Source organism: Streptomyces sp. OZ13, assembly GCF_052068155.1.
In the GTDB taxonomy this organism is placed as follows: domain Bacteria; phylum Actinomycetota; class Actinomycetes; order Streptomycetales; family Streptomycetaceae; genus Streptomyces.
Genome location: NZ_JBQHCZ010000003.1, coordinates 20,553 through 44,335, shown reverse-complemented (window position 1 = coordinate 44,335; position 23,783 = coordinate 20,553). Strand labels below are relative to the sequence as shown.

19 protein-coding genes are annotated in these 23,783 nt (G+C 72.6%); 8 read left to right on the top strand and 11 right to left on the bottom strand.

Annotated elements, in window-relative coordinates:
- Positions 1-54: 54 nt before the first annotated feature.
- On the bottom strand, positions 55-954 hold the full coding sequence (locus ACTMTU_RS07175) for a TIGR01777 family oxidoreductase (protein ID WP_441262645.1): 900 nt from the start codon (positions 952-954) through the stop codon (positions 55-57).
- A gap of 43 nt (positions 955-997) precedes the next feature.
- Between ACTMTU_RS07175 and ACTMTU_RS07170 the strand changes: the two genes are divergently transcribed.
- On the top strand, positions 998-1,501 hold the full coding sequence (locus ACTMTU_RS07170) for an N-acetyltransferase family protein (protein ID WP_441262644.1): 504 nt from the start codon (positions 998-1,000) through the stop codon (positions 1,499-1,501).
- Positions 1,502-1,530: 29 nt separating this feature from the next.
- On the opposite strand, the gene ACTMTU_RS07165 is transcribed toward ACTMTU_RS07170, so the two are convergent.
- Complete coding sequence (locus ACTMTU_RS07165; protein WP_441263149.1) at positions 1,531-2,052, bottom strand: DUF4240 domain-containing protein; 522 nt, start codon at positions 2,050-2,052, stop codon at positions 1,531-1,533.
- A 133-nt stretch (positions 2,053-2,185) separates the two neighbouring features.
- Between ACTMTU_RS07165 and ACTMTU_RS07160 the strand changes: the two genes are divergently transcribed.
- Positions 2,186-3,103 (top strand): SDR family oxidoreductase, encoded by a 918-nt coding sequence (locus ACTMTU_RS07160; protein ID WP_441262643.1) that lies wholly within the window; start codon positions 2,186-2,188, stop codon positions 3,101-3,103.
- Here the strand turns inward: ACTMTU_RS07160 and ACTMTU_RS07155 are convergent.
- From ACTMTU_RS07155 to ACTMTU_RS07125, 7 genes are all read right to left on the bottom strand, one after another.
- Entirely contained in the window at positions 3,094-4,059 is a 966-nt protein-coding gene (locus tag ACTMTU_RS07155; protein ID WP_441262642.1) for a helix-turn-helix transcriptional regulator, read from the bottom strand. The two genes, ACTMTU_RS07160 and ACTMTU_RS07155, sit on opposite strands and share 10 nt — an antisense overlap.
- 7 nt (positions 4,060-4,066) lie before the next feature.
- Positions 4,067-4,894, bottom strand: coding sequence for a MerR family transcriptional regulator (locus tag ACTMTU_RS07150; protein ID WP_441262641.1), 828 nt, complete (start codon positions 4,892-4,894; stop codon positions 4,067-4,069).
- A 103-nt stretch (positions 4,895-4,997) separates the two neighbouring features.
- Positions 4,998-7,667, bottom strand: a complete 2,670-nt coding sequence (gene aceE, locus ACTMTU_RS07145; RefSeq protein WP_441262640.1) for a pyruvate dehydrogenase (acetyl-transferring), homodimeric type — start codon at positions 7,665-7,667, stop codon at positions 4,998-5,000.
- A gap of 308 nt (positions 7,668-7,975) precedes the next feature.
- Positions 7,976-8,599 (bottom strand): GntR family transcriptional regulator, encoded by a 624-nt coding sequence (locus tag ACTMTU_RS07140; RefSeq protein WP_441262639.1) that lies wholly within the window; start codon positions 8,597-8,599, stop codon positions 7,976-7,978.
- 116 nt (positions 8,600-8,715) lie between these two features.
- The gene (gene sucB, locus ACTMTU_RS07135; RefSeq protein ID WP_441262638.1) at positions 8,716-10,512 is read right to left on the bottom strand and encodes a 2-oxoglutarate dehydrogenase, E2 component, dihydrolipoamide succinyltransferase; all 1,797 of its coding nucleotides are present in this window, start codon (positions 10,510-10,512) and stop codon (positions 8,716-8,718) included.
- A gap of 55 nt (positions 10,513-10,567) precedes the next feature.
- Positions 10,568-11,956, bottom strand: a complete 1,389-nt coding sequence (lpdA, locus tag ACTMTU_RS07130) for a dihydrolipoyl dehydrogenase (protein ID WP_037774878.1) — start codon at positions 11,954-11,956, stop codon at positions 10,568-10,570.
- Between the two features lie 300 nt (positions 11,957-12,256).
- Positions 12,257-13,774 carry a leucyl aminopeptidase gene (locus ACTMTU_RS07125; RefSeq protein ID WP_441262637.1) on the bottom strand — a complete coding sequence of 506 codons (1,518 nt, stop codon included), beginning with the start codon at positions 13,772-13,774 and terminating at the stop codon, positions 12,257-12,259.
- A gap of 276 nt (positions 13,775-14,050) precedes the next feature.
- Here ACTMTU_RS07125 and ACTMTU_RS07120 point away from each other — a divergent pair, with 276 nt between their 5' ends.
- From ACTMTU_RS07120 to ACTMTU_RS07100, 5 genes are read left to right on the top strand one after another with little or no spacing between them, the layout of a single operon-like run.
- Entirely contained in the window at positions 14,051-16,354 is a 2,304-nt protein-coding gene (locus ACTMTU_RS07120; RefSeq protein ID WP_441262636.1) for a hypothetical protein, read from the top strand.
- Positions 16,355-16,406: 52 nt separating this feature from the next.
- A complete protein-coding gene (gene pelF, locus ACTMTU_RS07115; protein ID WP_441262635.1) occupies positions 16,407-17,921 on the top strand; it encodes a GT4 family glycosyltransferase PelF in 1,515 nt (504 codons plus the stop codon).
- Positions 17,918-19,342 carry a hypothetical protein gene (locus tag ACTMTU_RS07110; protein ID WP_441262634.1) on the top strand — a complete coding sequence of 475 codons (1,425 nt, stop codon included), beginning with the start codon at positions 17,918-17,920 and terminating at the stop codon, positions 19,340-19,342. The genes pelF and ACTMTU_RS07110 overlap by 4 nt, the downstream gene beginning before the upstream one ends.
- A 14-nt stretch (positions 19,343-19,356) precedes the next feature.
- On the top strand, positions 19,357-19,989 hold the full coding sequence (locus ACTMTU_RS07105) for a spherulation-specific family 4 protein (RefSeq protein ID WP_441262633.1): 633 nt from the start codon (positions 19,357-19,359) through the stop codon (positions 19,987-19,989).
- Entirely contained in the window at positions 19,986-20,810 is an 825-nt protein-coding gene (locus ACTMTU_RS07100) for an endo alpha-1,4 polygalactosaminidase (protein ID WP_441262632.1), read from the top strand. Before ACTMTU_RS07105 ends, ACTMTU_RS07100 begins: the two co-directional genes overlap by 4 nt.
- 9 nt (positions 20,811-20,819) lie before the next feature.
- Here ACTMTU_RS07100 and ACTMTU_RS07095 read toward each other — a convergent pair whose 3' ends face one another.
- Both ACTMTU_RS07095 and cobS read right to left on the bottom strand, forming a co-directional pair.
- Positions 20,820-22,010 carry a hypothetical protein gene (locus tag ACTMTU_RS07095; protein ID WP_441262631.1) on the bottom strand — a complete coding sequence of 397 codons (1,191 nt, stop codon included), beginning with the start codon at positions 22,008-22,010 and terminating at the stop codon, positions 20,820-20,822.
- Positions 22,011-22,073: 63 nt separating this feature from the next.
- Positions 22,074-22,868 (bottom strand): adenosylcobinamide-GDP ribazoletransferase, encoded by a 795-nt coding sequence (gene cobS / locus ACTMTU_RS07090; RefSeq protein ID WP_441262630.1) that lies wholly within the window; start codon positions 22,866-22,868, stop codon positions 22,074-22,076.
- Between the two features lie 77 nt (positions 22,869-22,945).
- Here cobS and ACTMTU_RS07085 point away from each other — a divergent pair, with 77 nt between their 5' ends.
- Positions 22,946-23,701 carry a hypothetical protein gene (locus ACTMTU_RS07085; protein ID WP_441262629.1) on the top strand — a complete coding sequence of 252 codons (756 nt, stop codon included), beginning with the start codon at positions 22,946-22,948 and terminating at the stop codon, positions 23,699-23,701.
- The last annotated feature ends 82 nt before the right edge of the window (positions 23,702-23,783 follow it).

Below are 23,783 nucleotides of genomic sequence, written 5' to 3'. Positions count from 1 at the left end.
GCGGAGCACCGGAGCGCGGGGGCGCACACCCCGCTCCCCCCGCCCGGACACGGTCTAGCGCAGCGCCGCCCGGATCGCGTCGTCGATGCGCGGGAAGGCGAACGGGAACCCCGACCCCAGCAGGACACCCGGCAGCACCCGCCCGCTGTTCAGCACGTCCTCCGCCAGCCCGCCCAGCACAACCCGCAGGGCCGGCGCCGGCACCGCGAACGGCGTGGGACGGCGCAGCACCCGGCCCATCGCCGCGGTCGCCTCCCGGTTGGTCACCGGCTCGGGGGCCGTCAGGTTCACCGGGCCCGACAGGGACTCCGTGTCGATGATGTGCCGCAGGGCCGCCACGGCGTCGTGCAGCGCGATGAAGCTCCAGTACTGCCGGCCGTCGCCCAGCCGGCCGCCGAGCCCCGCCTTGAAGAGCGGGAACAGCCGGCCCCAGGCGCCCCCGTGCCGTGCCACCACAAGTCCCGTACGGGCCAGGGCCGTTCGCACACCCGCTTCTTGAGCCGGGGCCGTGGCCTCCTCCCACTCCACGCACACCCCGGGCAGGAACCCCTCCCCGGGCGGCGCGCCCTCGTCCACGGGCCGGCCGCCCGTGTCGCCGTAGTAACCGACCGCGCTGCCGCTCACCAGTACCCGCGGCGGCGCGTCCAGGGAGGCCACGGCCTCCGCGATCGCCGCCGTGCCGAGGACGCGGCTGTCGCGGATCTCCTTGCGGTACGCGTCCGTCCAGCGGTGGTCGCCCACCCCGGCCCCCGCGAGATGCACCACGGCCTCGCAGCCGACCAGACCGGCCACGTCCACGTACTGCCGTGCGGGATCCCAGTGGACCTCGTCCCCGGCGCCGGCCGGGCGACGCACCAGACGCACGACCTCGTGCCCGTCCGCGCGCAAGGACCTCACCAGCGCCCCGCCGATGAGCCCGGAGGCGCCCGTGACGGCAATTCGGGTTCTCTGCATGGGCCCATCCTGCCCCGGTGGCCCGGCATGGCACAGTGGCCCCATGCCCGAGTCGCACATACGCCCCGCACGACATGACGACGACACGGAGCTGGGGGAGCTGGACCGCGCCACCTGGTCGCCCCTGCATGCCGTGACCCCCCGGCCGCAGCCGCCGTACGACTCGTTCTTCGACGCGAACCACCGCCCCGAACAGTTCCTCGTCGCCGAGGACGGGCACGCGGTGATCCTCGGCTACATCCGGCTCGCCGCGCCGACCCCGCTCGCCTGCAACCGGCACGTCCGCCAGATCCAGGGCCTCGCCGTCGCCGAGCGGGCCCGCGGCCGCGGTGTCGGGCGGGCGCTGCTGCGGGCGGCGTGCGACGAGGCCCGGCGGCAGGGAGCCGTGCGCATCACCTTGCGGGTGCTCGCCCACAACGCCCCGGCGCGGGCGCTGTACGAGGCGGAGGGCTTCGTGGTCGAGGGGATCCTGCCGGGCGAGTTCCACCTCGACGGCCGCTTCGTGGACGACGTGCTGATGGGCCGCGCCCTCACCGGCACCGCGTAGGCCGCGCCCGCCGAGGGGCCGACGGCCCGTCAGCCGCTGCCGAACCGCTCCCACAGCCGCGGGAAGCGTTCGGCGAGCACCGTGTCGTCGTCGAGGTCGAAGGGCGTGCCGGCCGGCTCCGCGGACTGCACGGGGATCCCCAGGTCGGGCGCGTCGGCGCCGGTCAGCTGCTCGTACGCCTCGTCGGCGGCGTAGCCCAGTTCCTCGCCGTCGCCGTCGATGTCCTCGTCGAAATCGTCCAGCAGCTCCGCCAGGGAGTCCGGCTCGTGCACCGCGCTCTCGAAGATCTCCCGGCCCTGCCCGATGAGCCAGCAGCGGAAGTAGTCGAAAGCGTCGTCGCTCGCCCCGTCGAGCAGCACCGCCGCCGCACCCCACACGTCCCAGTGGTAGGCGCGGTTGTAGCGGGCCTCGAAGTGCCGTGCGAAGTCCAGCACGGAGTCGGGGTCGAGCTGCAGCAGCCGTTCGACGAGCAGCTCCGCGTGTTCCTCGGGGTCGCCCTCGGCGGCCTCGCGGGTGCTGTCGATGATCTCCCAGAACTCCGTCTCGTCCATCACGGGTCAAGCATCGTGGTTGGCGGGGGCCGTCGCACGCGCAGCATGCCGAAACGCGGCTGTTTCGCAATACGGGGCTCCGGTCGGCCCAAGCCCGACAGAAGGTGTCCGGTTTCCGTGCGACGGTCGGCTCATGACGACGAACAAGCCGCTCGGCGGCAGGATCGCACTGGTCGCCGGCGCCACTCGTGGCGCGGGACGTGCCATGGCCGTGGAACTCGGCGCCGCGGGCGCGACCGTCTATGTGACCGGCCGGACCACCCGCACCAGCGTCAGCGAGGTCGGCCGGCCCACGGAGACCATCGAGGAGACCGCCGAACTGGTCACGGCGGCCGGCGGCGAAGGCATCGCGGTGCCCACCGACCACCTCGAGCCGGACCAGGTGAGGGCACTGGTCCGGCGCGTCGAACGCGACCACGGACGGCTGGACGTGCTCGTCAACGACCTCTGGGGCGGAAACTTCCTGCTCGACTTCGACACCCGGATGTGGGACGTCGACCTCGAACGCGGGCTGCGGATGCTGGACCTGGGCGTGAGGAGCCACATCATCACCAGCAGCATCGCGCTGCCCCTGCTGGTCCGTGAGCCGGGCGGACTGGTCGTGGAGGTCACCGACGGCACCGCGGAGACCAACAAGGGGTTCCGCGAGAACTTCTACTACGACCTCGCCAAGAACGGCCCGATCCGGATGGCCTTCACCCTCGGCGAGGAGCTGAAGAGTGTCGGCTGCACGGCCGTGGCCGTCACCCCCGGCTTCATCCGCTCCGAGGAGATGCTCGACATCTTCGGCCTCACGGAGGAGAACTGGCGCGACGGCATCGACAAGCAGAAGCACTGGGCCCTGTCCGAGTCGCCCGTGTACCTGGCCAGAGGCGTCGCGGCGCTCGTCGCCGACCCCGAGCGGTCCCGCTGGAACGGCCTGTCCCTGGACAGCGGCCGGCTGGCGAGGGAGTACGGCGTGACCGATGCGGACGGCAGCCGGCCCGACGTCTGGGGATACATGCTGGCCGAACAGGCGGGCGGCACACCGGCGGTGGAGGACTACCGATAGAGGTCCCGCAGCGCGGCCGCCGCCCGCGCGAAGCGGTCCCGCAGCTCCGGCGGCCCGAGGACCTCCACCTCGGGCCCCAGGGACAGCAGTTGGCCGTACGCCACGTCCAGCGACTCCACGGGCAGCGTCAGCGTCACCCGCCCCCGGGTGTCCGGCGGGCCGGCCGCCGCCAGTGCCTCCTCGGCGGCGGCGCGGTCCGTCACGTACGGCAGCCGGCCCGCGCCGTCCTCGCTCACCCGGAGGACGGCCTCCGCGCGGAGGATCGACCGGGCGAACTGGGCTGCACGCTCCTGCCAGAAAGCCGCCAGCTCGAAGTCCTCGTCCCGTTCGAACCGCTCCCCGTCCGCTTCCACCGACGAGAACCGGTCGATGCGGTAGACCCGCAGTGTGTCTTCCGCCCGCGCGCACAGGTACCAGACGCCCGCCTTCAGCACGAGCCCGTACGGTTCCAGCCGCCGTTCCACCTCGGTGTCCCTGCGGCGGTACGTGGCCCGTACGCGGCGGTCGTCCCAGACGGCCTCCGCGAGGACCGGGAGCAGTTCAGGGGTCTTCGGCTCCTGGTACCAGCCGGGGGCGTCGAGGTGGAAGCGCCGGGCCGCGGATTCGGGCGCGTTCCGCAGCGAGGGGAGCAGCGCCGCGGACACCTTCAGGCGTGCCGCGGACGCCGCGTCCTCGAGTCCCATGTCGCGCAGCGCGCCCGGCAGCCCGGACAGGAACAGGGCCTCCGCCTCGTCGCGTCCCAGACCGGTGAGCCGGGTGCGGTACCCGCCGATCAGCCGGTATCCGCCGGCCCGGCCGCGGTCCGCGTAGACCGGGACTCCGGCCTCCGACAGGGCGAGCGCGTCACGGGTGACCGTGCGCTCGGAGACCTCCAGCTCCCGCGCGAGCTCGGCGCCGGTCATGGAGGGCCGCGACTGGAGCAGCAGGACCATCTTGATCAGCCGGGCAGCGCGCATGCCCCCATCATCGCGCAGCGGGTGCCAGCGGTACCTGTAGCTCCGTCACCCACTTCTCCTTGTCCGGCGGGCACTCCAGATACACCTCGCGGGCATAGCCGGCCGAGTGGTGGCCGCCGGCGTCGATCCAGCGGGCCAGGTTCTGCTCGGTGGGCATGATCGTGTCCATCGGGCCGCGGTGCACGATCGTCGCCGCCCGCTCCACGGCGGGGAGTTCGGCGATCTCGAAGTCCGGTCCCGGCTGTGTCTCCGCGGAGACCGCGCACCCGGCGTGCACCACGATGCCGTCACCGTCCGGCGCGTCCTCGTAGTAGGCGATGCCGGGTCCGGCCGGGGTGACGCCGGCCGCCTTCAGCCGGGTGAACAGCTCGTCGTACAGCGGGCCGATCACCGGTCCGATGTGCTCGGGGGCGTAGCTGGCGGCGACGGCGGACAGTTCGGCGACGCGGACCGCCGGGGTGCTCTTGATCATGACGTCCTGGGTGGGCATACGACCCTCGCTCTCGATCGACCGGAGCCTCGCCTCGACCTGCGCCAGCCTGGCGGCCGCCGCGGCCATCGCCTCCCGCAGTTCCGCCTCCCGCAGCCTGAGCATCCCGCGCAGCTCCTCCGTGGTCACCTTCTCCTCGAGGATCTGCCGCACCTGCTGAAGCGTGAAGCCGAGGTCCTTGAGGGCGATGACGCGGTTGAGGGTGGCGAGCTGCGCCGCGGAGTAGTAGCGGTAGCCGCTGAAAGGGTCGGTGTGCTCGGGACGCAGCAGCCCGACCGCGTCGTAGTGACGCAGCATGCGGGCCGACACACGGCCGTGCCTGGCGAAGTCTCCGATGGCGAACATGACGTCTCCCAGTGCACGGCTTCACACGGTGTCAAGGTCAAGCATCGGACACGGAAGGCCCCCGCGGGCGGCTGCCCGCGGGGGCCTTCACGAACGAGCGGGCCTACAGGCCGTAGCGCTCGCGTGCCTCCTTTATGGCCGAGGCGGGTACCTCGCCGCGCTTCGCCAGCTGGGCCAGCGCCGCGACCGTGATCGACTGCGCGTCGACACCGAAGTGGCGGCGGGCCGCGTCACGCGTGTCCGACAGGCCGAAGCCGTCCGTGCCGAGCGAGGACCAGTCCTGCTCCACCCACTGGCTGATCTGGTCCGGCACCTGCCGCATCCAGTCGGAGACCGCCAGCACCGGGCCGGGTGCGCCCTCCAGGGCCTGGGTGACGTACGGGGTGCGCTGCTCGCCGCGGAGCAGGGCCGCGTCGGCCTCGAGCGCGTCGCGGCGCAGCTCGCCCCAGGAGGTCGCGGACCAGACGTCGGCGGCCACGTTCCAGTCGTCCGCCAGGAGCCTCTGGGCCTCGAGCGCCCAGTGGATCGCCGTACCGGAGGCGAGCAGCTGGAGCCGCGGGGCGTCCGCGCCGGCCGCGCCCTCCTTGAAGCGGTACAGGCCCTTGACGATGCCTTCCTCGACGCCCTCCGGCATGGCGGGCTGCGGCTTGGGCTCGTTGTAGACCGTGAGGTAGTAGAAGACGTCCTCAGGATTCTCGCCGTACATCCGGCGCAGACCGTCCTTGACGATCACCGCGATCTCGTACGCGAACGCCGGGTCGTAGTTGAGCGACGCCGGGTTGGTGGCGGCGATCAGGTGCGAGTGGCCGTCCGCGTGCTGGAGGCCCTCACCGGTCAGCGTGGTGCGGCCCGCGGTGGCGCCGACGATGAAGCCCTTGCCGAGCTGGTCGGCGAGCTGCCACATCTGGTCGCCGGTCCGCTGCCAGCCGAACATCGAGTAGAAGATGTAGAACGGGATCATCGTCTCGCCGTGCGTCGAGTACGACGTGGCGGCGGCGATGAAGTCGGCCATGGCGCCGGCCTCGGTGATCCCCTCGTTGAGGATCTGGCCGTCCTTGGCCTCCTTGTAGTACATCAGCTGGTCGCGGTCGACCGGCTCGTACGTCTGGCCCATCGGCGAGTAGATGCCGGCGGACGGGAACAGCGACTCCATACCGAAGGTACGCGCCTCGTCCGGGACGATCGGCACCCAGCGGCGGCCGGTCTGCTTGTCCCGCATGAGGTCCTTGACCAGCCGGACGAAGGCCATGGTCGTGGCCATCTCCTGCTTGCCGGAGCCCTTGTGGAGCGCCTTGAACGCGCGCTCCTCCGGCTGGGGCAGAGGCGCGGAGGCGTGCACCCGGCGGGCCGGGGCGGGGCCGCCGAGGGCCGCGCGGCGCTCCTGGAGGTAGCGGACCTCGGGGGAGTCGGCGCCGGGGTGGCCGTAGGGCACCACACCGCTGTCGAAGGCGCTGTCCGCGATCGGGAGCCCGAGCAGGTCACGCATGCCCTTGAACTCGTCGATCGTCAGCTTCTTCATCTGGTGGTTGGCGTTCTTGGACTCGAAGCCCTTGCCGAGGGTGTGGCCCTTCACCGTCTGCGCGAGGATCACGGTCGGCGCGCCCTTGTGGGCGAGCGCCGCACGGTACGCCGAGTACACCTTGCGGGCCTCGTGGCCGCCGCGGGAGGTGTGGAAGCACTCGGCGATCTTGGCGTCGCTGAGGATCTTCCCGAGCTCGACGAGCGCGGGCTCCGCGCCGAAGAAGTGCTCACGGATGTAGGCCACGTCGCGGGTCGCGTACGTCTGGAACTGCGCGTCCGGGACCTCGCGCAGCCGGCGCACCAGGGCGCCCGTGGTGTCGAGCTGGAACACCTCGTCCCAGGCCGAACCCCACAGCGACTTGACGACGTTCCAGCCGGCGCCGCGGAACTGGGCCTCCAGCTCCTGCACGATCTTGAAGTTGGCGCGGACCGGGCCGTCGAGACGCTGCAGGTTGCAGTTGATCACGAAGGTCAGGTTGTCCAGCTGCTCACGGGAGGCGAGTGCGAGTGCCGCGGTCGACTCGGGCTCGTCCATCTCGCCGTCACCGAGGAACGCCCAGACGTGGGAGTTCGAGGTGTCCTTGATGCCGCGGCCCTGGAGGTAGCGGTTGAACCGCGCCTGGTAGATCGCCGACAGCGGGCCGAGGCCCATGGAGACGGTTGGGAACTCCCACAGCCAGGGCAGCCGGCGCGGGTGCGGGTACGAGGGGAGGCCCTTGCCGCCGGCCTCCTGGCGGAAGTTGTCGAGGTGGTCCTCGGTGAGACGGCCGTCGAGGAACGCGCGGGCGTAGATGCCGGGGGAGGCGTGGCCCTGGATGTAGAGCTGGTCGCCGGAGCCGTCCCCCTCCTTGCCGCGGAAGAAGTGGTTGAAGCCGGTCTCGTAGAGCCAGGCCGCGGAGGCGAAGGTGGCGATGTGGCCGCCGACGCCGTGCTTGGATCCGCGGGTCACCATGGCCGCGGCGTTCCAGCGGTTCCAGGCGGTGATCCGGGCTTCCATCGCCTCGTCGCCGTCGAAGGCGGGCTCGGCGGAGGTGGGGATGGTGTTGACGTAGTCCGTCTCCAGCAGGCGGGGCAGGGCCACACCGGCCTTCTCGGCGTGCTGGAGCGTGCGGCGCATCAGATACGCGGCGCGGTGCGGGCCTGCGTGCTCCGCGACGGCGTCGAGGGACGCCGCCCACTCGGCGGTTTCCTCGGCGTCGCGGTCCGGGAGCTGGTCGAGCTCGCTCGGAAGCTTGCCTACGGGGTCGGTCATGATCGCCGCCTTCCGGACAGGAGGGGGGTTGAGATAAGGGGGTGCCGTGTCTGGCAGGACAGGGCGACGGGTCTGGTGGACCCGGGGACGACTGTAAGTCTCTGATCGATGATCGATCAAAGCCTGGGGTGAAATTGGCATCGGGTGCCTCAAAAGTGGGCACGCTGTGCCGCGACGAAAGGGTCCAATCGGACACGCAGGTGCACGTTCGAGCAGGCGCGGCGCCAGCCGTGCAGCCCGCGAAAGACGGACCGCGTGCCCGCCGCCGCGTGCGAAGAGCTACGGGCGGGGCACCGGCCGTGACCCGGCTACGCGCGCGGGGCGCAGCCGAGGACGTGCGCCTTCACCAGCGAGCCGATCTGCGGGTCGCGCCTTCGGAAGGCCTCCACCAGGTCCTGGTGCTCCTCCGCGTACGACTTCTGCACCGTGCCCAGCCAGCGGATCGACAGGGCCGTGAAGACCTCGATCCCCAGGCCCTCCCAGGTGTGCAGGAGGACGCCGTTGCCCGCCGCCCTGACCAGCTCCCGGTGGAAGGCCACGGTGTGGCGGACCTGCCCCGCCGAGTCCCCGGTCCGGTCCGCCTCGTACAGCGCCGTCACGTGCGGCTCCAGCGTCGTGCAGTCCTCCGCCAGGCGCCCCGCGGCCAGTTCGGCCGCGATCTGCTCCAGGCCCGCCCGCACCGGGTAGCTCTCCTCCAGGTCCGCGGCGGTCAGATTCCGCACCCGCACACCCTTGTTGGGCGCCGACTCGATCAGTCGCAGCGACTCCAGCTCGCGCAGTGCCTCACGCACCGGCGTCTGGGAGACCTCGAGTTCGGTGGCGATGCGGCGCTCGACGATGCGTTCCCCCGGCTTCCAGCGCCCGCTGACGATCCCCTCCACGATGTGCTCGCGGATCTGATCGCGCAGCGAGTGGACGACGGGGATGGTCATGGAGCGCTCCTTAAAGCCGCGTCGACCTGTGGCCCTTAGACAATACGGCTGCGCCCCCGCCCGGAAGTACTCCCGGGCGGGGGCGCAGCAGGTGAGGCTGGTTACAGCGGTGCCGCTCAGAGGCCGAGCTCGACCTCGAACTCACCGGCCTCCAGGATCTGCTTGACCGTCGTCAGGTAGCGGGCGGCGTCGGCGCCGTCCACCAGACGGTGGTCGTAGGAGAGCGCGACGTACGTCATGTCGCGGATCGCGATCGTCTCACCGAGGTCCGGGTGGTTCACGACCACCGGGCGGCGGACCGTGGCACCGATGCCCAGGATGGCGACCTGGTTCGGCGGCACGATGATCGTGTCGAACAGCGCACCGCGCGAGCCGGTGTTGCTGATGGTGAAGGTCGCCCCGGCGAGGTCGTCCGGCGTGATCTTGCTGGCGCGCACGGCGCCGGCGAGCTCGGCGGTCTTCTTGGCGATACCGGCGAGGTTCAGGTCGCCCGCACCCTTGATGACCGGCGTCATCAGACCCTTCTCGGAGTCCACGGCGATGCCGATGTTCTCCGAGTCGAAGTACGTGATGGTGCCCTCGGCCTCGTTGATCCGGGCGTTGACGACCGGGTGGGCCTTCAGCGCCTGGGCGGCGGCCTTGACGAAGAACGGCATCGGGGAGAGCTTGACGCCCTCACGGGCCGCGAACGCGTCCTTCGCACGGGCGCGCAGCTTCATCAGCTTGGTGATGTCGACCTCGACGACCGAGGTCAGCTGCGCCTGGTCGTGCAGCGCCTTCATCATGTTGTCGCCGATGACCTTGCGCATGCGGGTCATCTTGACCGTCTGACCGCGCAGCGGGGACGCCTCGAGCTTCGGCGCCTTGGCCGCGGCCGGAGCGGCAGCGGGGGCGGGCGCCTGCGCGGCGGCCTTGGCGGCCTCCGCGGCGGCGATGACGTCCTGCTTGCGGATACGGCCACCGACGCCGGTGCCCTTGACCGAACCGAGGTCGACGCCGTTCTCGGCGGCGAGCTTACGGACCAGCGGGGTCACGTACGCGTCGCTCGCCTCGACGGCGGCGGGCGCGGCGGGAGCCGCCGGGGCCTGGGCCGGCGCGGGGGCCGGAGCCGCCGGGGCCGGAGCCGGAGCAGGGGCGGCCGCGGGAGCCGGAGCCGGCGCGGGGGCCGGGGCGGCGGGCGCGGGAGCCGGAGCCGGGGCAGGAGCCGCCGGCGCGGGGGCCGGAGCAGCGGCCGGGGCGGGGGCGGCGGCCGGAGCCGCACCCTTCGCACCGATGACGGCCAGCTTGGCGCCGACCTCCGCCGTCTCGTCCTCCGCGACCACGATCTCCAGCAGCACGCCGGAAGCCGGGGCCGGGATCTCGGTGTCGACCTTGTCGGTGGAGACCTCGAGCAGCGGCTCGTCCTCCGTGACCTCCTCGCCGACCTCCTTCAGCCAGCGGGTCACGGTGCCCTCGGTGACGCTCTCGCCGAGCGCCGGAAGGACGACGTCGGTGCCCTCGGCGGAGCCACCGCCGGCCGCGGCCTCCGCGGTCGGGGCGGGAGCCGGGGCGGCAGCCTCGGTGGACGGCGCGGCCTGCGGCGCCTCCTGGGCGGGCGCGGGCGCCTCAGCCGGAGCCGGGGCGGGAGCCGCGGCCTCGGCGGCGGCCGGGGCAGGGGCGGCAGCGGGGGCGCCGCTGCCGTCGTCGATGACGGCCAGCTCGGCGCCGACCTCTACGGTCTCGTCCTCGGCGACCTTGATGGACGCCAGGACACCGGAGGCGGGGGCGGGGATCTCGGTGTCGACCTTGTCGGTCGACACCTCGAGCAGCGGCTCGTCGGCCTCGACGCGCTCTCCCTCGGCCTTCAGCCAGCGGGTGACAGTGCCCTCGGTGACGCTCTCACCGAGCGCCGGAAGGGTTACGGAAACCGCCATGGTTTCAGTTGCTCCTTAACGATGTGCGGAAGTGGTCTGTCGCGCCCGTAACTGACTAGTCGTGGGAGTGCAGCGGCTTGCCGGCCAGGGCCAGGTGGGCCTCGCCGAGCGCCTCGTTCTGCGTCGGGTGCGCGTGGATGAGCTGCGCGACCTCGGCCGGCAGAGCCTCCCAGTTGTAGATCAGCTGAGCTTCACCGACCTGCTCGCCCATACGGTCACCGACCATGTGGACGCCGACCACGGCACCGTCCTTGACCTGGACGAGCTTGATCTCGCCCGCGGTCTTCAGGATCTTGCTCTTGCCGTTGCCCGCGAGGTTGTACTTCAGGGCGACGACCTTGTCCGCACCGTAGATCTCCTTGGCCTTGGCCTCGGTGATGCCGACGGAGGCGACCTCGGGGTGGCAGTACGTCACCCGCGGCACGCCGTCGTAGTCGATCGGGACGGTCTTCAGACCGGCCAGCCGCTCCGCCACCAGGATGCCCTCGGCGAAGCCGACGTGCGCGAGCTGGAGGGTCGGGACCAGGTCACCGACCGCGGAGATGGTGGGCACGTTGGTCTGCATGTACTCGTCGACGAGGACGTAGCCGCGGTCCATCGCGACGCCCTGCTCCTCGTAGCCGAGGCCCTGGGAGACCGGGCCGCGGCCGATGGCGACCAGGAGGACCTCGGCCTCGAAGGTCTTGCCGTCGGCGAGGGTGACGCGCACGCCGTCCTGGGTGTACTCGGCCTTCTCGAAGAAGGTGCCCAGGTTGAACTTGATGCCGCGCTTGCGGAAGGCGCGCTCGAGCAGCTTCGAGCTGTTCTCGTCCTCGACCGGCACGAGGTGCTTGAGGCCCTCGACGACGGTGACGTCGGTGCCGAACGACTTCCACGCGGAGGCGAACTCGACGCCGATGACGCCGCCGCCCAGGATGATCGCGGACTTCGGAACGCGGTCCAGGACCAGCGCGTGGTCCGAGGAGATGATGCGGTTGCCGTCGATGTCCAGACCCGGCAGGGACTTCGGCACGGAGCCGGTCGCCAGGAGGACGTGGCGGCCCTGCACACGGCGGCCGTTCACGTCGACGGAGGTGGGGGAGGACAGCCGGCCCTCACCCTCGATGTAGGTCACCTTGCGGGAGGCGACCAGGCCCTGCAGACCCTTGTAGAGGCCCGAGACGACCTCGTCCTTGTACTTGTGAACGCCGGCGATGTCGATGCCCTCGAAAGAGGTCTTGACACCGAACTGGTCGGCCTCACGAGCCTGGTCCGCGATCTCGCCGGCGTGCAGCAGAGCCTTCGTGGGGATGCAGCCGTTGTGCAGGCAGGTGCCGCCGAGCTTGTTCTTTTCGATCAGTGCGACGTCCAGGCCCAGCTGAGCTCCGCGCAGCGCCGCAGCGTAACCGCCGCTACCACCGCCGAGGATCACTAGGTCGAAAACGGTGCTGGCGTCGTTCGCCACGTCACGTCCTCCATGCATGTGCGCCGTTCGCCGGGCCCCCGTCTCGGGAGATGACCGGCCGGTCGGCTGGTGTTCGGCCGCTGTCTCTTCGGCCCTGTGGTGGGGGCCCTGTCCTGCCGAGAACCCATCTTCGCACTTGTTGACGGACGGCGGGACGCGGGGCCGGAGCTTGAGATGGTGAGCTTGAGCGCTTTTCCCCGTTACCGGGGCGTAGCGGGGGCGGGCCGGGGGCGCGGGGGCGGGGCGGGGAACAGGCGCCGCGCGGCGGCACCCGCGGCCCCGCCCGCCCCGTGCCGACCGTCAGCCCAGGTCGCCCGCGGCCGTCCGCTCCGCCAGCTTCACCAGCGTGCGGATCGACGACCCGGTGCCGCCCTTCGGCGTGTAGCCGAACGGCGCGCCCTCGTGGAACGCGGGGCCCGCGATGTCCAGGTGCGCCCAGGTGATGCCCTCGCCCACGAACTCCTTCAGGAACAGGCCGGCCACCAGGCCGCCGCCCATGCGCTCACCCATGTTCGCGATGTCGGCGGTCGGCGAGTCCATGCCCTTGCGCAGCTCCGAGGGGAGCGGCATCGGCCAGGACGCCTCGCCGACCTCCTCGGCGATCTCGTGGATCGAGGTACGGAACGCGTCGTCGTTCGCCATGATGCCGAACGTGCGGTTGCCGAGCGCCAGCACCATCGCACCGGTCAGCGTCGCCACGTCCACGATCGCGTCCGGGTTCTCCTCGGACGCCCTCGTCAGCGCGTCCGCGAGCACCAGCCGGCCCTCGGCGTCGGTGTTGAGGACCTCGACCGTCTTGCCGCTGTACATGCGCAGCACGTCGCCGGGGCGGGTGGCCGAGCCGGACGGCATGTTCTCGGCGAGGGCCAGCCAGCCGGTGACGTTGACGGCGAGACCCAGCCGGGCCGCCGCGACGACAGCGGCGAACACGGCGGCCGCGCCGCTCATGTCGCACTTCATCGTCTCGTTGTGGCCGGCCGGCTTCAGGGAGATGCCGCCCGAGTCGTAGGTGATGCCCTTGCCGACGAGCGCGAGCGTCTTCGCGCCCTTGGAGTGCGTGTAGGAGAGCTTGACCAGGCGCGGCGGGTTCTCGGAGCCCTGGCCGACGCCGAGGATGCCGCCGAAGCCGCCCTTGGCGAGCGCCTTCTCGTCGAGCACCTGCACCTTGATGCCGTGCTCCTTGCCGGCGGCCGTGGCCACGGCGGCGAAGGCCTCGGGGGTGAGGTCGTTCGGCGGGGTGTTGACCAGGTCGCGGGCGCGGTTGATCTCCTCGGTGAGCGCGACCGCGCGCTCGGCGGCGGCCTTGAACGCCTTGTCACGCGGCTTGGCGCCCAGCAGGGCGACCTCGGCCAGCGGCTTCTTCGCACCGTTCTCGCCGGCCGTTCCCTGGTACGCGGTGAAGGCGTACGCGCCGAGCAGCGCACCCTCGGCGATGGCCTCCGCGTCCTCCACGGACTCTATGGGCAGCGCGAAAGCGGCCTTCTTGGCACCGGACAGCGCACGCGCCGCGGCACCGGCCGCACGGCGCAGCGCCTCGGTGCCGTACGCCTCGCCGTCCTCGGGGGCCGCGCCCAGACCGACGGCCAGCACGACCGGGGTCTTCAGGCCGGCCGGCGCGGGGAGCTTGGTGACCTCGCCCTCGCCACCGCCGGCGCCGAGGGTCTCGAGGACGGAGGCGAGCTTGCCGTCGAACGCCTTGTCCACGGCCTCGGCGCCCGGCGCGACCACCGGGCCCTTGGCGCCCTTCGCGACGCCGACGACGAGGGCGTCCGCGCGCAGCGTCGCAGCGCCTGCAGTGCTGAGAGTGAGAGCAGTCACGGTGGTGAAATCTCGCTTCCGTTGAGTTCCGGGGGTGCGGCGAGGGCGGATCGACACCCCACACCGGACAAGAGCCTACGCGCGGCCGTATGTATCGCTCACGGCGGCGGCGGTTCACTCGTGCGTGGTGTCTCTTTCATGTTCGGCCCGGAGGTTGTCACCGCTCGGCCACACTCACCACATTCCGGCAACGGGGCGCGGGGCCCCGTTGCGTCATCGGCACAGAACTTCCCTGCGCCCGGCGGGCGTTGGGGAAGCGTGCGAGGGGGGAACCACATGGAGCAGCAGGGTGCGCGCGAGGCGGGACGCCGGCCGGGGACCGTGTCTGGCGGCGGCGCCGCCGTCGGACACGGTCCCGAGGCGCGGACGTTCGGCGGGGCCGTGACGGCCTCCGAGGCCGACCCCGGCGGGCGGGGCAGCGGGCCCGCCGGAGCCCGTGGGACCGGAAGACGGTCCCGCCGCGCCGGGACCGGGTCCCGTGGCCGGCGCGGAGTGCCCGGGGCCACGGCTGAGCGGCGTGCGGCGGCCCGTCCGTGGTCCGGACGCGCGGCGGGCGGGCGGTTCGCCGTCGCCGCGACCGCCGCGGTCACGCTGGCAGGGATCCTGCCCGCCTCACAGGCCGCCGCCGCGCCGGTGCCCCGGATCGACCTCGTGGTGCTCGTCGTCGACGACGGGAGCGCGGCCGTCGACGCGATCGTCGCCGAACTGGCGGGCACCGGCGTGCCCCACCGGACGCTGGACCTGAACGACCCGGCCCGCCCCCGGGTCGACGCCTCCTTCCTCAGCGACACCGTGGACGGCCGCCCGCGCGCCAGGTTCCAGGGCGTCGTCGTGCCCGACGAGGACCCGTTCGGCGCGGACACCGCCGCCGGGGCCGCGGAGAACGCCGCCCTCTTCGCGTACGAGCGGACCTTCGGCATCCGGCAGGTCGACGCCTACACGTGGTCGCACCCCGGCGTGGGGCTGGAGTACGTCGACAACGGCGGTTACGCCGGCGTGCTGGACGGCGCGCGCAGCGCGGTGACCGCCGCCGGGCGTTCCGGAGTGTTCGGATACCTCGACGGGCCCGTCACCTTCGAGGACAACTCGCCGCTCGTCGCCGAGAGCTACGGCTACGCGGGCCGCCCCCGCGAAGGATTCACCAGCCTCCTCGACACGCCCGTCGGCGACGGCTCCTCACGCGCGAGCCTGATCGGCGAGTACACGCACGACGGCCGCAGCGAGCTGGTGGTCACCTTCGCGTACAACCGGCACCAGCGGCAGTTCCGGGTCCTCGCGCGCGGCATCGTCGAATGGCTCACCCAGGGCGTCCACCTCGGGCAGAGCCGCAACTACTTCTCCGTCCACATCGACGACGTCTTCGCGCCCGACGCCCGCTGGGACACCGCCCGCGACTGCACCCCCGGCGACATCGACTGCCCGGGCGGCGGCGACGGGGCCGGCGTGCCGATCCGGATGACCGCGGCCGACGCCGCGCACGCGGCCGCCTGGCAGCGGAGCGCCGGCTTCACCCTCGACATGGTCCACAACGCGGGCGCCGGCGAGGAGTGGAAGGCGGAGCACGGAGGCAGCGATCCGCTCACCGACCGGCTGCTCGCCGACAGGACGCAGTACCGCTGGATCAACCACACCTACACCCATCCGTTCCTCGGCTGTGTGCAGGACGCGTCCACCGTGCCCTGGAAGTGCGCGACGGACACGGCGGGCAACACCCGCTGGGTGGGCCGCGCCGAGATCTCCGCGCAGATCCGAGACAACCACGACTGGGCCGTGCGCAAGGGCCTCCCCGTCGACCGCACCGAACTCGTCACCGGCGAGCACTCCGGCCTGAAGACCCTGCCGCAGCAGCCGGTGGACAACCCGAACCTCGCCGGCGCCCTCGCCGACAACGGGGTGAAGTGGATCGCGAGCGACAACTCCCGCGAGCCGCGGCAGCGCCCGGTCGGCGCCGCGCAGACGGTGCCACGGCACCCCATGAACGTGTACTACAACGTCGGCACCGCGGCCGAGATGACCGACGAGTACAACTGGATCTACACGGCCGCCGCCGACGGCGGCAGCGGAGTCTGCGAGACCGACGCCGCCTCCACCTGCCTGCCGGAACCGCTCGACACCGCGACCGGCTACGCCTCGTACATCGTTCCTCAGGAGGCCCGCACCGCCCTCGGCCACGTCGTCGCCAACGATCCCCGCCCGCACTACGCGCACCAGTCCAACCTCGCCGAGGAACGCCTCCTGTACCCCGTGCTGGACAAGGTGCTGGCCGACTACCGCGCCCTGTTCGCCGACACGGCCCCGGTCGTCAACCCCGGCCAGCGGGAGGCCGGTACGGAACTCCAGCGGCGCGCCGCGTGGGAGCGGGCGCTCACGGACGGCAGGGTCACCGCCTACCGCATCGGCGGCACGGTCACCGTGAAGGCGCCCTCCGGTGTCGCCGCACCCGTCACCGCACCGGAAGGCACCCGTAAGCAACGGCTGCTGACCACCACGGTGTTCGGCTCCGCCTACGCCGGGACGCGCTCCGAGTGGGCCACGCCCGAACTGCTCCAGTCGGCGATCACGCTCAGGCTGCCGTCCTGACCCGACGGCACGAACCGGGCACAGCCGACCACCGTCCTGGGGGACACCATCCATGCCGAGCTGCGGCCGTCATGTCACCATGCTCACCGAAGGCACCTATCCGCACGCCCACGGCGGCGTCTCCACCTGGTGCGACCAGCTGCTGCGCGGAATGCCGGAGGTCGACTTCCAGGTCGTCTCCCTCACCGGCGGCGGACGCGAACCGGTCACCTGGGAGATGCCGCGGAACGTCTACCGGCACACGGTGTTCCCGCTGTGGGGACCGGAGCCGGCCCGCCGCCGGCTGCCCCGGGGGGAACGCGAGCGCTTCCTCGGCGTCTACGAACACCTCCTGCTGTCGATCCTCGACCCGTCGGCCGGCTGCGACTTCGGCGAGGCGCTGGACGGCCTCGCCGGCTACGCGCGTGCCGGGCGGCTGACGACGGCGCTCCGCTCCGAGTCCGCGCTGCGGTCCCTGATGTGGACATGGGCCATGCCGCACCTGGAGCTGTCCGCGGCCCGGCCCACCGTGCACGACGCCCTCACCGCCCTCGACCTGCTGGAGCACACCCTCCGGCCGCTCGCCGCCCGGATACCCGACGACTCCATCGCCCACGCCGTCAGCGGCGGCCTCGCCACCCTGCCGGCGCTGGCCGCCCAGCACTTCGACGGTGTGCCGTTCCTGCTCACCGAGCACGGCATCTACCTCCGCGAGCGCTACCTCTGGTACCGCGGCGAGGGACAGCGGGCGCCGGTGAAGGCGCTGATGCTGGGCTTCTACCGCGAGCTCAGCGCGCTCGGCTACCGGCGCGCCGACCTCATCACCCCGTGCAACCAGTACAACCGGCGGTGGGAGAAGCGGGGCGGCGCGCCCGACGACCGCGTCCGCACCGTCTACAACGGGGTCGATCCGCACGCCTTTCCCGATGCCGGCCCCGAACCGGACGTGCCGACCATCGCCTGGGCCGGCCGCATCGACCCCATCAAGGACCTGCGGACACTGATCCGGGCCTACGCGATGGTGCGCGCCGAACTCCCCGACGTACGGCTCCGGCTGTTCGGCGGCGTCCCCGCCGGCGGCGAGGCGTACCGCACCCGGATGGAGAAACTCGCCGCCGAGCTGGGGGTCGTGGACGGGATCAGCTGGGAGGGGCGGGTCGGCGACGTGGCCCGCGCCTACGCGTCCGGGAGCGTGGTGCTGCTCTCCTCGATCAGCGAAGGGTTCCCCTTCTCGCTCATCGAGGCGATGTCGTGCGGCCGTGCCACCGTGTCCACCGATGTCGGCGGGGTCCGGGAGGCGGTCGGCGACACCGGCCTCGTCGTACCGCCGCGTGAGCCCGCGCTGATGGCGGAGGCGACGCTCGGCCTGCTGCGGGACGCCGGACGGCGGGCCGAGCTCGGCCGGCTCGCCCGTCAGCGGGTCGTCGACCGGTTCACGCTCCGGCGCTCGGTGGACGCGTTCCGCCGGATCTACCTCGAACTGGCCGGGTTCCCGGAGCCGGTGACACCGCCGGTCGAGGTCGCGGAGGTCGCGGACGTGGCGGGGCTCGCGGAGACGGCGTCGATCGCAGAGGCGGCCCTGCGGTGACCGGAGCGCCCCCCGCGGCCCCGGCCGACCCGCTCGGTGAACTCGCCCACCGCATGGACGGCGTGATCGCCCGTGCCGTCCACCCCGACGAGATCGCCGCCGTCCTCGAATCGGACGGCATGACGGACGACCACATCCGCCGCATCTACGGCCGCGCCGACTCGTTCGCGCTCGCGGAGGCGCTCTACGAGAGGGGCCCGCGCCGCTACCCCGATCCTGCGCCGCCCGCCGCCGACCCTTGGTGGACCGGGCTCCTCGGCTGCCTGCTGCGCGGCCTCGTCTTCGCCCTTCCGGGCCTCGCGTACGTGCCGGCCGCCCCACTGCTCGCGGGCGCGGCCCTCGGCCCGCTGCTGGCCGGTGCGCTCACCGGCTGGGCGTGGAACCAGGCGCTGTCCCACCGGGCCCACTCCTGGCTGGCACTCGGCGACCGGCCCGCCGCCCTCCGCTGCCTGCGCACGGGCACCGCGGCGGGCGCCCTGCTGAGCACAGCGGCGGCCGGCGTGTGCGCCGGGCAGGGCCAGTGGCACGCCGCCGTGTTCGCGTCGGCGCAGGCGCTGTACGTGTCGGCGGCGACGGCCCTGCTGGTGCTGGGCCACGAACGCGCGCTGCTGTGCGCGCTCCTGCCGACGGCCGGGGTCACGGCCGTGACCCTGCTCCACGACCTGCCGCCGTGGTCCCGGAAGACGCTCCTGCTGGCGTCCCTCGCGGCGGCCACGGTCCTGGCGGTCCGCGCCACGCGCGAGCCGGGCGCGAGCGGCCGTGTCCGTCGACCGGCCCGGCGGGTACGGGCCCGGACCGGAACTCCGACGGCACGGGCCCGACTGCCCCACCGGCCGCGGGTCCTCGCCTCCCTGCCCTACGGAGTGTTCGGACTCGGCGCCGGAACCCTGGTGCTGTACACCGCTCTCGGGGACGTGCTCGCGGGCCGTACGGGCGCGGCTGTCGCCGCACCGGCCGCCGTGGCGCTGACCTTGAGCATGGGCCCCGCCGAATGGCTGCTCCGCCGCTTCCGCGGCGGGACCGTCGCCGGACTGCACGCGAGCACCACACGCGGCGAGTTCCGCCGGTGCACCGCCGCCGTCCTCGCGGAGTGTCTCTGCGGATATCTCGCGATCCTGTTCGCCCTCGCGGTGGCCGGGACCGTGCTGTGGCCCGGCGCCCCGGCGCTCGACGGGGTGCGGTCGGCCACCCTGCTGCTCGTGGGCGCGGTGCTTTGGACCGGTCTGCTGCTCCAGTCGTCCGGAGCGGCGAACCAGGCCGCGGCGGTCTGTGCCGGGGCCGCCGCCGTGCAGACCCTCGGACTGCTCACCGGCACCGGCGGCCCCGCGGCGGTGGGGCTGTGCGTGGCCGCCGTGTCGGCCTGCGTGCTCGCCGTACTCGTCCGTGTTCTGCTGGGCCGTGCCACCGCCCACCGTCTCTGACCCGGGAAGCGCCCGTGAAAAGCCTGTTGGTGCCGTTCTACGAGCACCCCGTCGACCGGCCGGACGCCTGGGACGCTGTCGTCGCGGCCGCGTCCCGCCTCTACGGCGTCGTCCTCAATCCGGCCGACGGGCCCGGTACTTCACCCGACCCCGCCTTCGCCGCGGTCGCCGGCCGACTGCGGCGGGCGGGAGTGCGTGTACTCGGCTACACCGACACGGACTACGGCCGGCGCCCGCACGCCGACGTCGCGCGGGACCTGCTGCGCCACCGGGACTGGTACGGCGCCGACGGCGCGTTCCTCGACCAGGTCTGCTCCGGGGGCGAGACCCTGGCCCACTACCGGCGGCTGGCGACGGAGGCCAGGTCGGCGGGCGCGGCCACCGTGGCGCTCAACCACGGTGTGCACCCCGACCCGGGCTACGCCGAGTTCGCCGATCTGCTGGTGACCTTCGAGGGCCCGTGGGACGCGTACCGGGCCGCCGGCATCCCCTCCTGGACCGCGGCCCACCCGCCGGAACGGTTCTGCCATCTCGTCTACGCGGCCCCTCCCGGCGTCTGCGCCGGCGCCGCGGTCCACTGCGTCGTCCCGGGAACCGGCGCCCACCCCTGGGGCACCCTCCCGCACCATCTGGAGCCCGTCCGGTGAAACGTTCGCCCTTCCTCCTGACTGTCCTGCTGCTGGTCCTGCTCGCGGGATGTACGAGCGGGCCCGACGACGACGCGGGCGGACCGACGCTCCCTCCCCGGCCGGTGAGGCCCGCCGGGGAGCGGTGGCTGCCCGGTACCGGCCTGGCGTGGCAGTGGCAGCTCAGCGGCCGCCTCGATCCGACCGTCGACGTGCCGGTCTACGACATCGACGGCTTCGACCACCCGGCCTCCGCCGTCGCCGACCTGCACCGCCGCGGCCGCAAGGTCATCTGTTACCTCTCCACCGGCGCCTGGGAGGACTTCCGCCCCGACGCCGACCGTTTCCCGAAGTCGCTGCTCGGCCGCGGCAACGGCTGGGAGGGCGAGCGCTGGCTCGACATCCGCCGCACCGACCTCCTCGAACCGCTGATGGCCGAACGCCTGGACATGTGCAGGGACAAGGGCTTCGACGCGGTGGAGCCCGACAACATGGACGGCTACGCCAACCGCACCGGCTTCCCCCTCACGGCCGGCGACCAGCTCCGCTACAACCGCCTGATCGCCCGCCTCGCCCACGAACGCGGCCTGTCCGTCGGCCTCAAGAACGACCTCGACCAGATCCCCGAACTGGTCGGCGACTTCGACTTCGCGGTCAACGAACAGTGCGCCGAGCACGACGAATGCGCGGCGCTCAGCCCGTTCGTCCGCGCGGGCAAGGCGGTCTTCCACGTCGAGTACGAGCTGCCGACACGGGAGTTCTGCCCCACGACGCGGGCGCTCGGCCTCAGTTCGATGCTGAAGAAGTACGACCTGGGGGTGTGGCGCGAGCCCTGCCCGTGACCGGGCGCGTCAGCGGGAGAGCACGTAGCAGCTGGCCACCGGGACGCCGCCCTCGCCCCAGCCGTCCTCGCCGGGCCAGGTGAACCAGTAATGGTCCTTCTTGACGGACTCCCGGGTCCAGACGTCGGGCGCCGCCCCGAACGCCTGCCCGCACTTCTCGCTCGCGTGCCGCTTCGCCTCCTCGGCGCCGGGGTGGTCGAGGGAGAACGCGGAGTGGCCGAACACGCGGGCGTCGTGGGGCTGTTCGCACGGGATCGCGACGACCATGTCCAGTACCCGCGTCCCGGTGTTGAGATCGGCGCATGCGCCGGGCTTCAGTTCGCCGATGGGCCTGACGGTTTCCTTGGCGGGCAGGTTCCGCTCGGACGCCGGCGGCATGGCCGGCGGCGAGGCCCCGAGGCCGCTCACCACCAGGGTGGCGTGCAGGCCGGTGATCGAGCCGAGGGCGCTGTCCTTCCTGTCGAGCAGGGCGGACAGGTCCGCCTCCGCCCGGGTGATCCTGCCCTGCGCGTCCACTGCCAGGGTGAGCGTGACCGGCGCCTCGGTGACGTCCGGGATCGACCTGACCAGTTCCTTCCGAAGGTCCGGGGAGAACATGCCGAGGGCGTTGAACGCCGTCAGTTTCGCCCGGTACAGGCGGCCTCCGCCGTCGCCCGCCGACTGCTTCACGTCCTGGGCGCCCGACACGATCTCCAGCATCGTGCCGCCGAAGGCCGCTTCCGCGCCGCGCAGCGCGTCGATCGTGCCACCGCTGCCGAAGGGGTCCGACTCGTCGTAGCGCAGCCAGTAGGCGGCCTCGCCGGAACGGATCCGGATGGTGGCCGGGTCGATCACGACACGGGACCGCGCGGGCGAGCGGCCTTCACCGAGCCGGGTGCCGAGAAGTGCGTCCTGGGCCTCTGCGGGCAGGCCCTCGGCGACCTTCCAGGCCAGGGAGCCCGCCGCGCGGCCGCCGGGGAAGTCCAGCCGTCCCTCGGACGTCTGCGTGGTGTCACCGTGCTCCGAAGTGAACGTCAGCGTCTGCGTGAAGCTCGCTGTGGCCGCCGCCTGCGTGGCGAGCAGCGCCTGGCGCGGTTGCTGTTGCAGGGCCGCGTCGAAGACCGGGTGCGCGGGGGCCTGCTCCTTCGCGGAGCAGGCGGTCAGAAGCACGGCGGCCGCGGCGGCCGCGGCGAGTATCGGAAGACGAGGACGTGTGATCACGTCGTTTGGACCGCCCGCTTTCCGGTGGGGTTGTACGCCCCAGGGTCAAGGAACGGGAAAATGTCAGCGCAAAGTCAGCGCCACCAGTGCCACCGTGCCCGCCGTCTCCGCGAGCGCCCCGAACACATCGCCCGTCACTCCGCCGAAGCGCCGCACGCAGTGCCGCAGCAGGAGATGGGCGGCCAGCAGACCGGCCGCCACCGCGAGGGCATGGTGCAGTGCCCCGTACGGGCCGAAGAGCGCGCCCGCGCCCGCCGCGCAGAGGCCCACGACGGCGCCCACGGCGAGCCCGGCCCGCAGTGGAACAGCCCCCGCGACGGCGACCCCGAGGCCCTCGGGACGGGCCGGCGGGACACCGGGCCGGCAGGCGAGGGTCAGCGCGAGACGGGCGGTCACGGCAGTCAACGCCGCGGCCGTCGCGCCCAGCGCCCAGCTCCGCGCGTACAGTTCGGCCAGCGCCGCGACCTGCCCGAGCAGCACGAACAGCAGCGTGATCACGCCGAACGGCCCGATGTCGGACTGCTTCATGATGCGCAGCGCGTCCTCCGCGGGCCTGCCGCTGCCGAGCCCGTCCGCCGTGTCCGCGAGCCCGTCGAGATGCAGCCCCCGGGTGAGTACGGCCGGAACCGCCGCCGTGGCCACCGCGGCCAGGAGCGGCCCCGAACCCAGCAGGGCCAGGAGCCCGCCGGCCGCCGCGGCGGACAGCCCGACCACGAGCCCCGCGAGCGGCGCGCACAGCATCCCGGCACGCGCGGCGTCGCGGTCCCAGCGGGTGACGCGGACGGGGAGCACGGTGAGGGTGCCGAAGGCGAAACGTATGCCGTGCGCAGAGGCCGCGGCGGCGGTCCGAGGAGTCATCGCGCGAAGGGTAGCCCGAGCCCCGTGACGGTAAATTGCGCATAACGGGCGAAGCGTCCTGAACGGGAGCGGGTGGCATGGGTCACTGGTTTTACCGCAACATCCTGGAACCCGGGAAGCTGCCGATGCTGCTCGCGCTGGCCTCGTTCGTGGTCACGTTCCTCAGCACCCGGATGGTCACCCGGCTGATCAGGGCGGGCAAGGGGCCGTTCAAGAACGTCACTCCCGGCGGCATGCACATCCACCATGTGGTGCCCGGGGTCCTCCTCACCGTGGTCGGCGGCTTCGGTGCCGTGGGCAGCGGCAGACACGGCGTCGGAGCCGCCGTCTGCGCGGTGATCTTCGGGATGGGAGCCGGGCTGGTCCTCGACGAGTTCGCCCTGATCCTCCATCTGGACGACGTCTACTGGACCGAAGAGGGCCGCAAGAGCGTCGAGGTCGTCGTGATGGCCACCGCCCTCGCGCTGCTGGTACTCGGCGGCTCCGTACCGCTCGGCGTCGACGGGCTGACGCCGGACGAACGCCAGAACCGCGCCGCCGTGATCCTCACCGTGGTGGGCAACCTGCTCTTCGCCCTGATCACCCTCCTCAAGGGCAAGGCCAGGATGGGCCTGCTCGGCGTGCTCGTGCCGGTGGTGGCGCTGGTCGGTGCGGTACGGCTCGCCCGCCCCGAGTCGTACTGGGCCCGCAGGTTCTACCGGCGCCGCCCGAAGGCCCGTGCCAGGGCGCGACTGCGTTCGGTCCGCCACGACCGGCGCTGGGCGGGGCCGCGCCGGGCGTTCCAGGACCTGATCGGCGGGGCGCCGGACCGGGTGCCGCCCCGCGACCCGTGACCGCGGAGCCTCGGACTCCGGCGCCGGCCGCCGGATGCCGCCCGCCGTGATCAGCGCCTGCCTTCCAGAGGCCGGCGGTGCA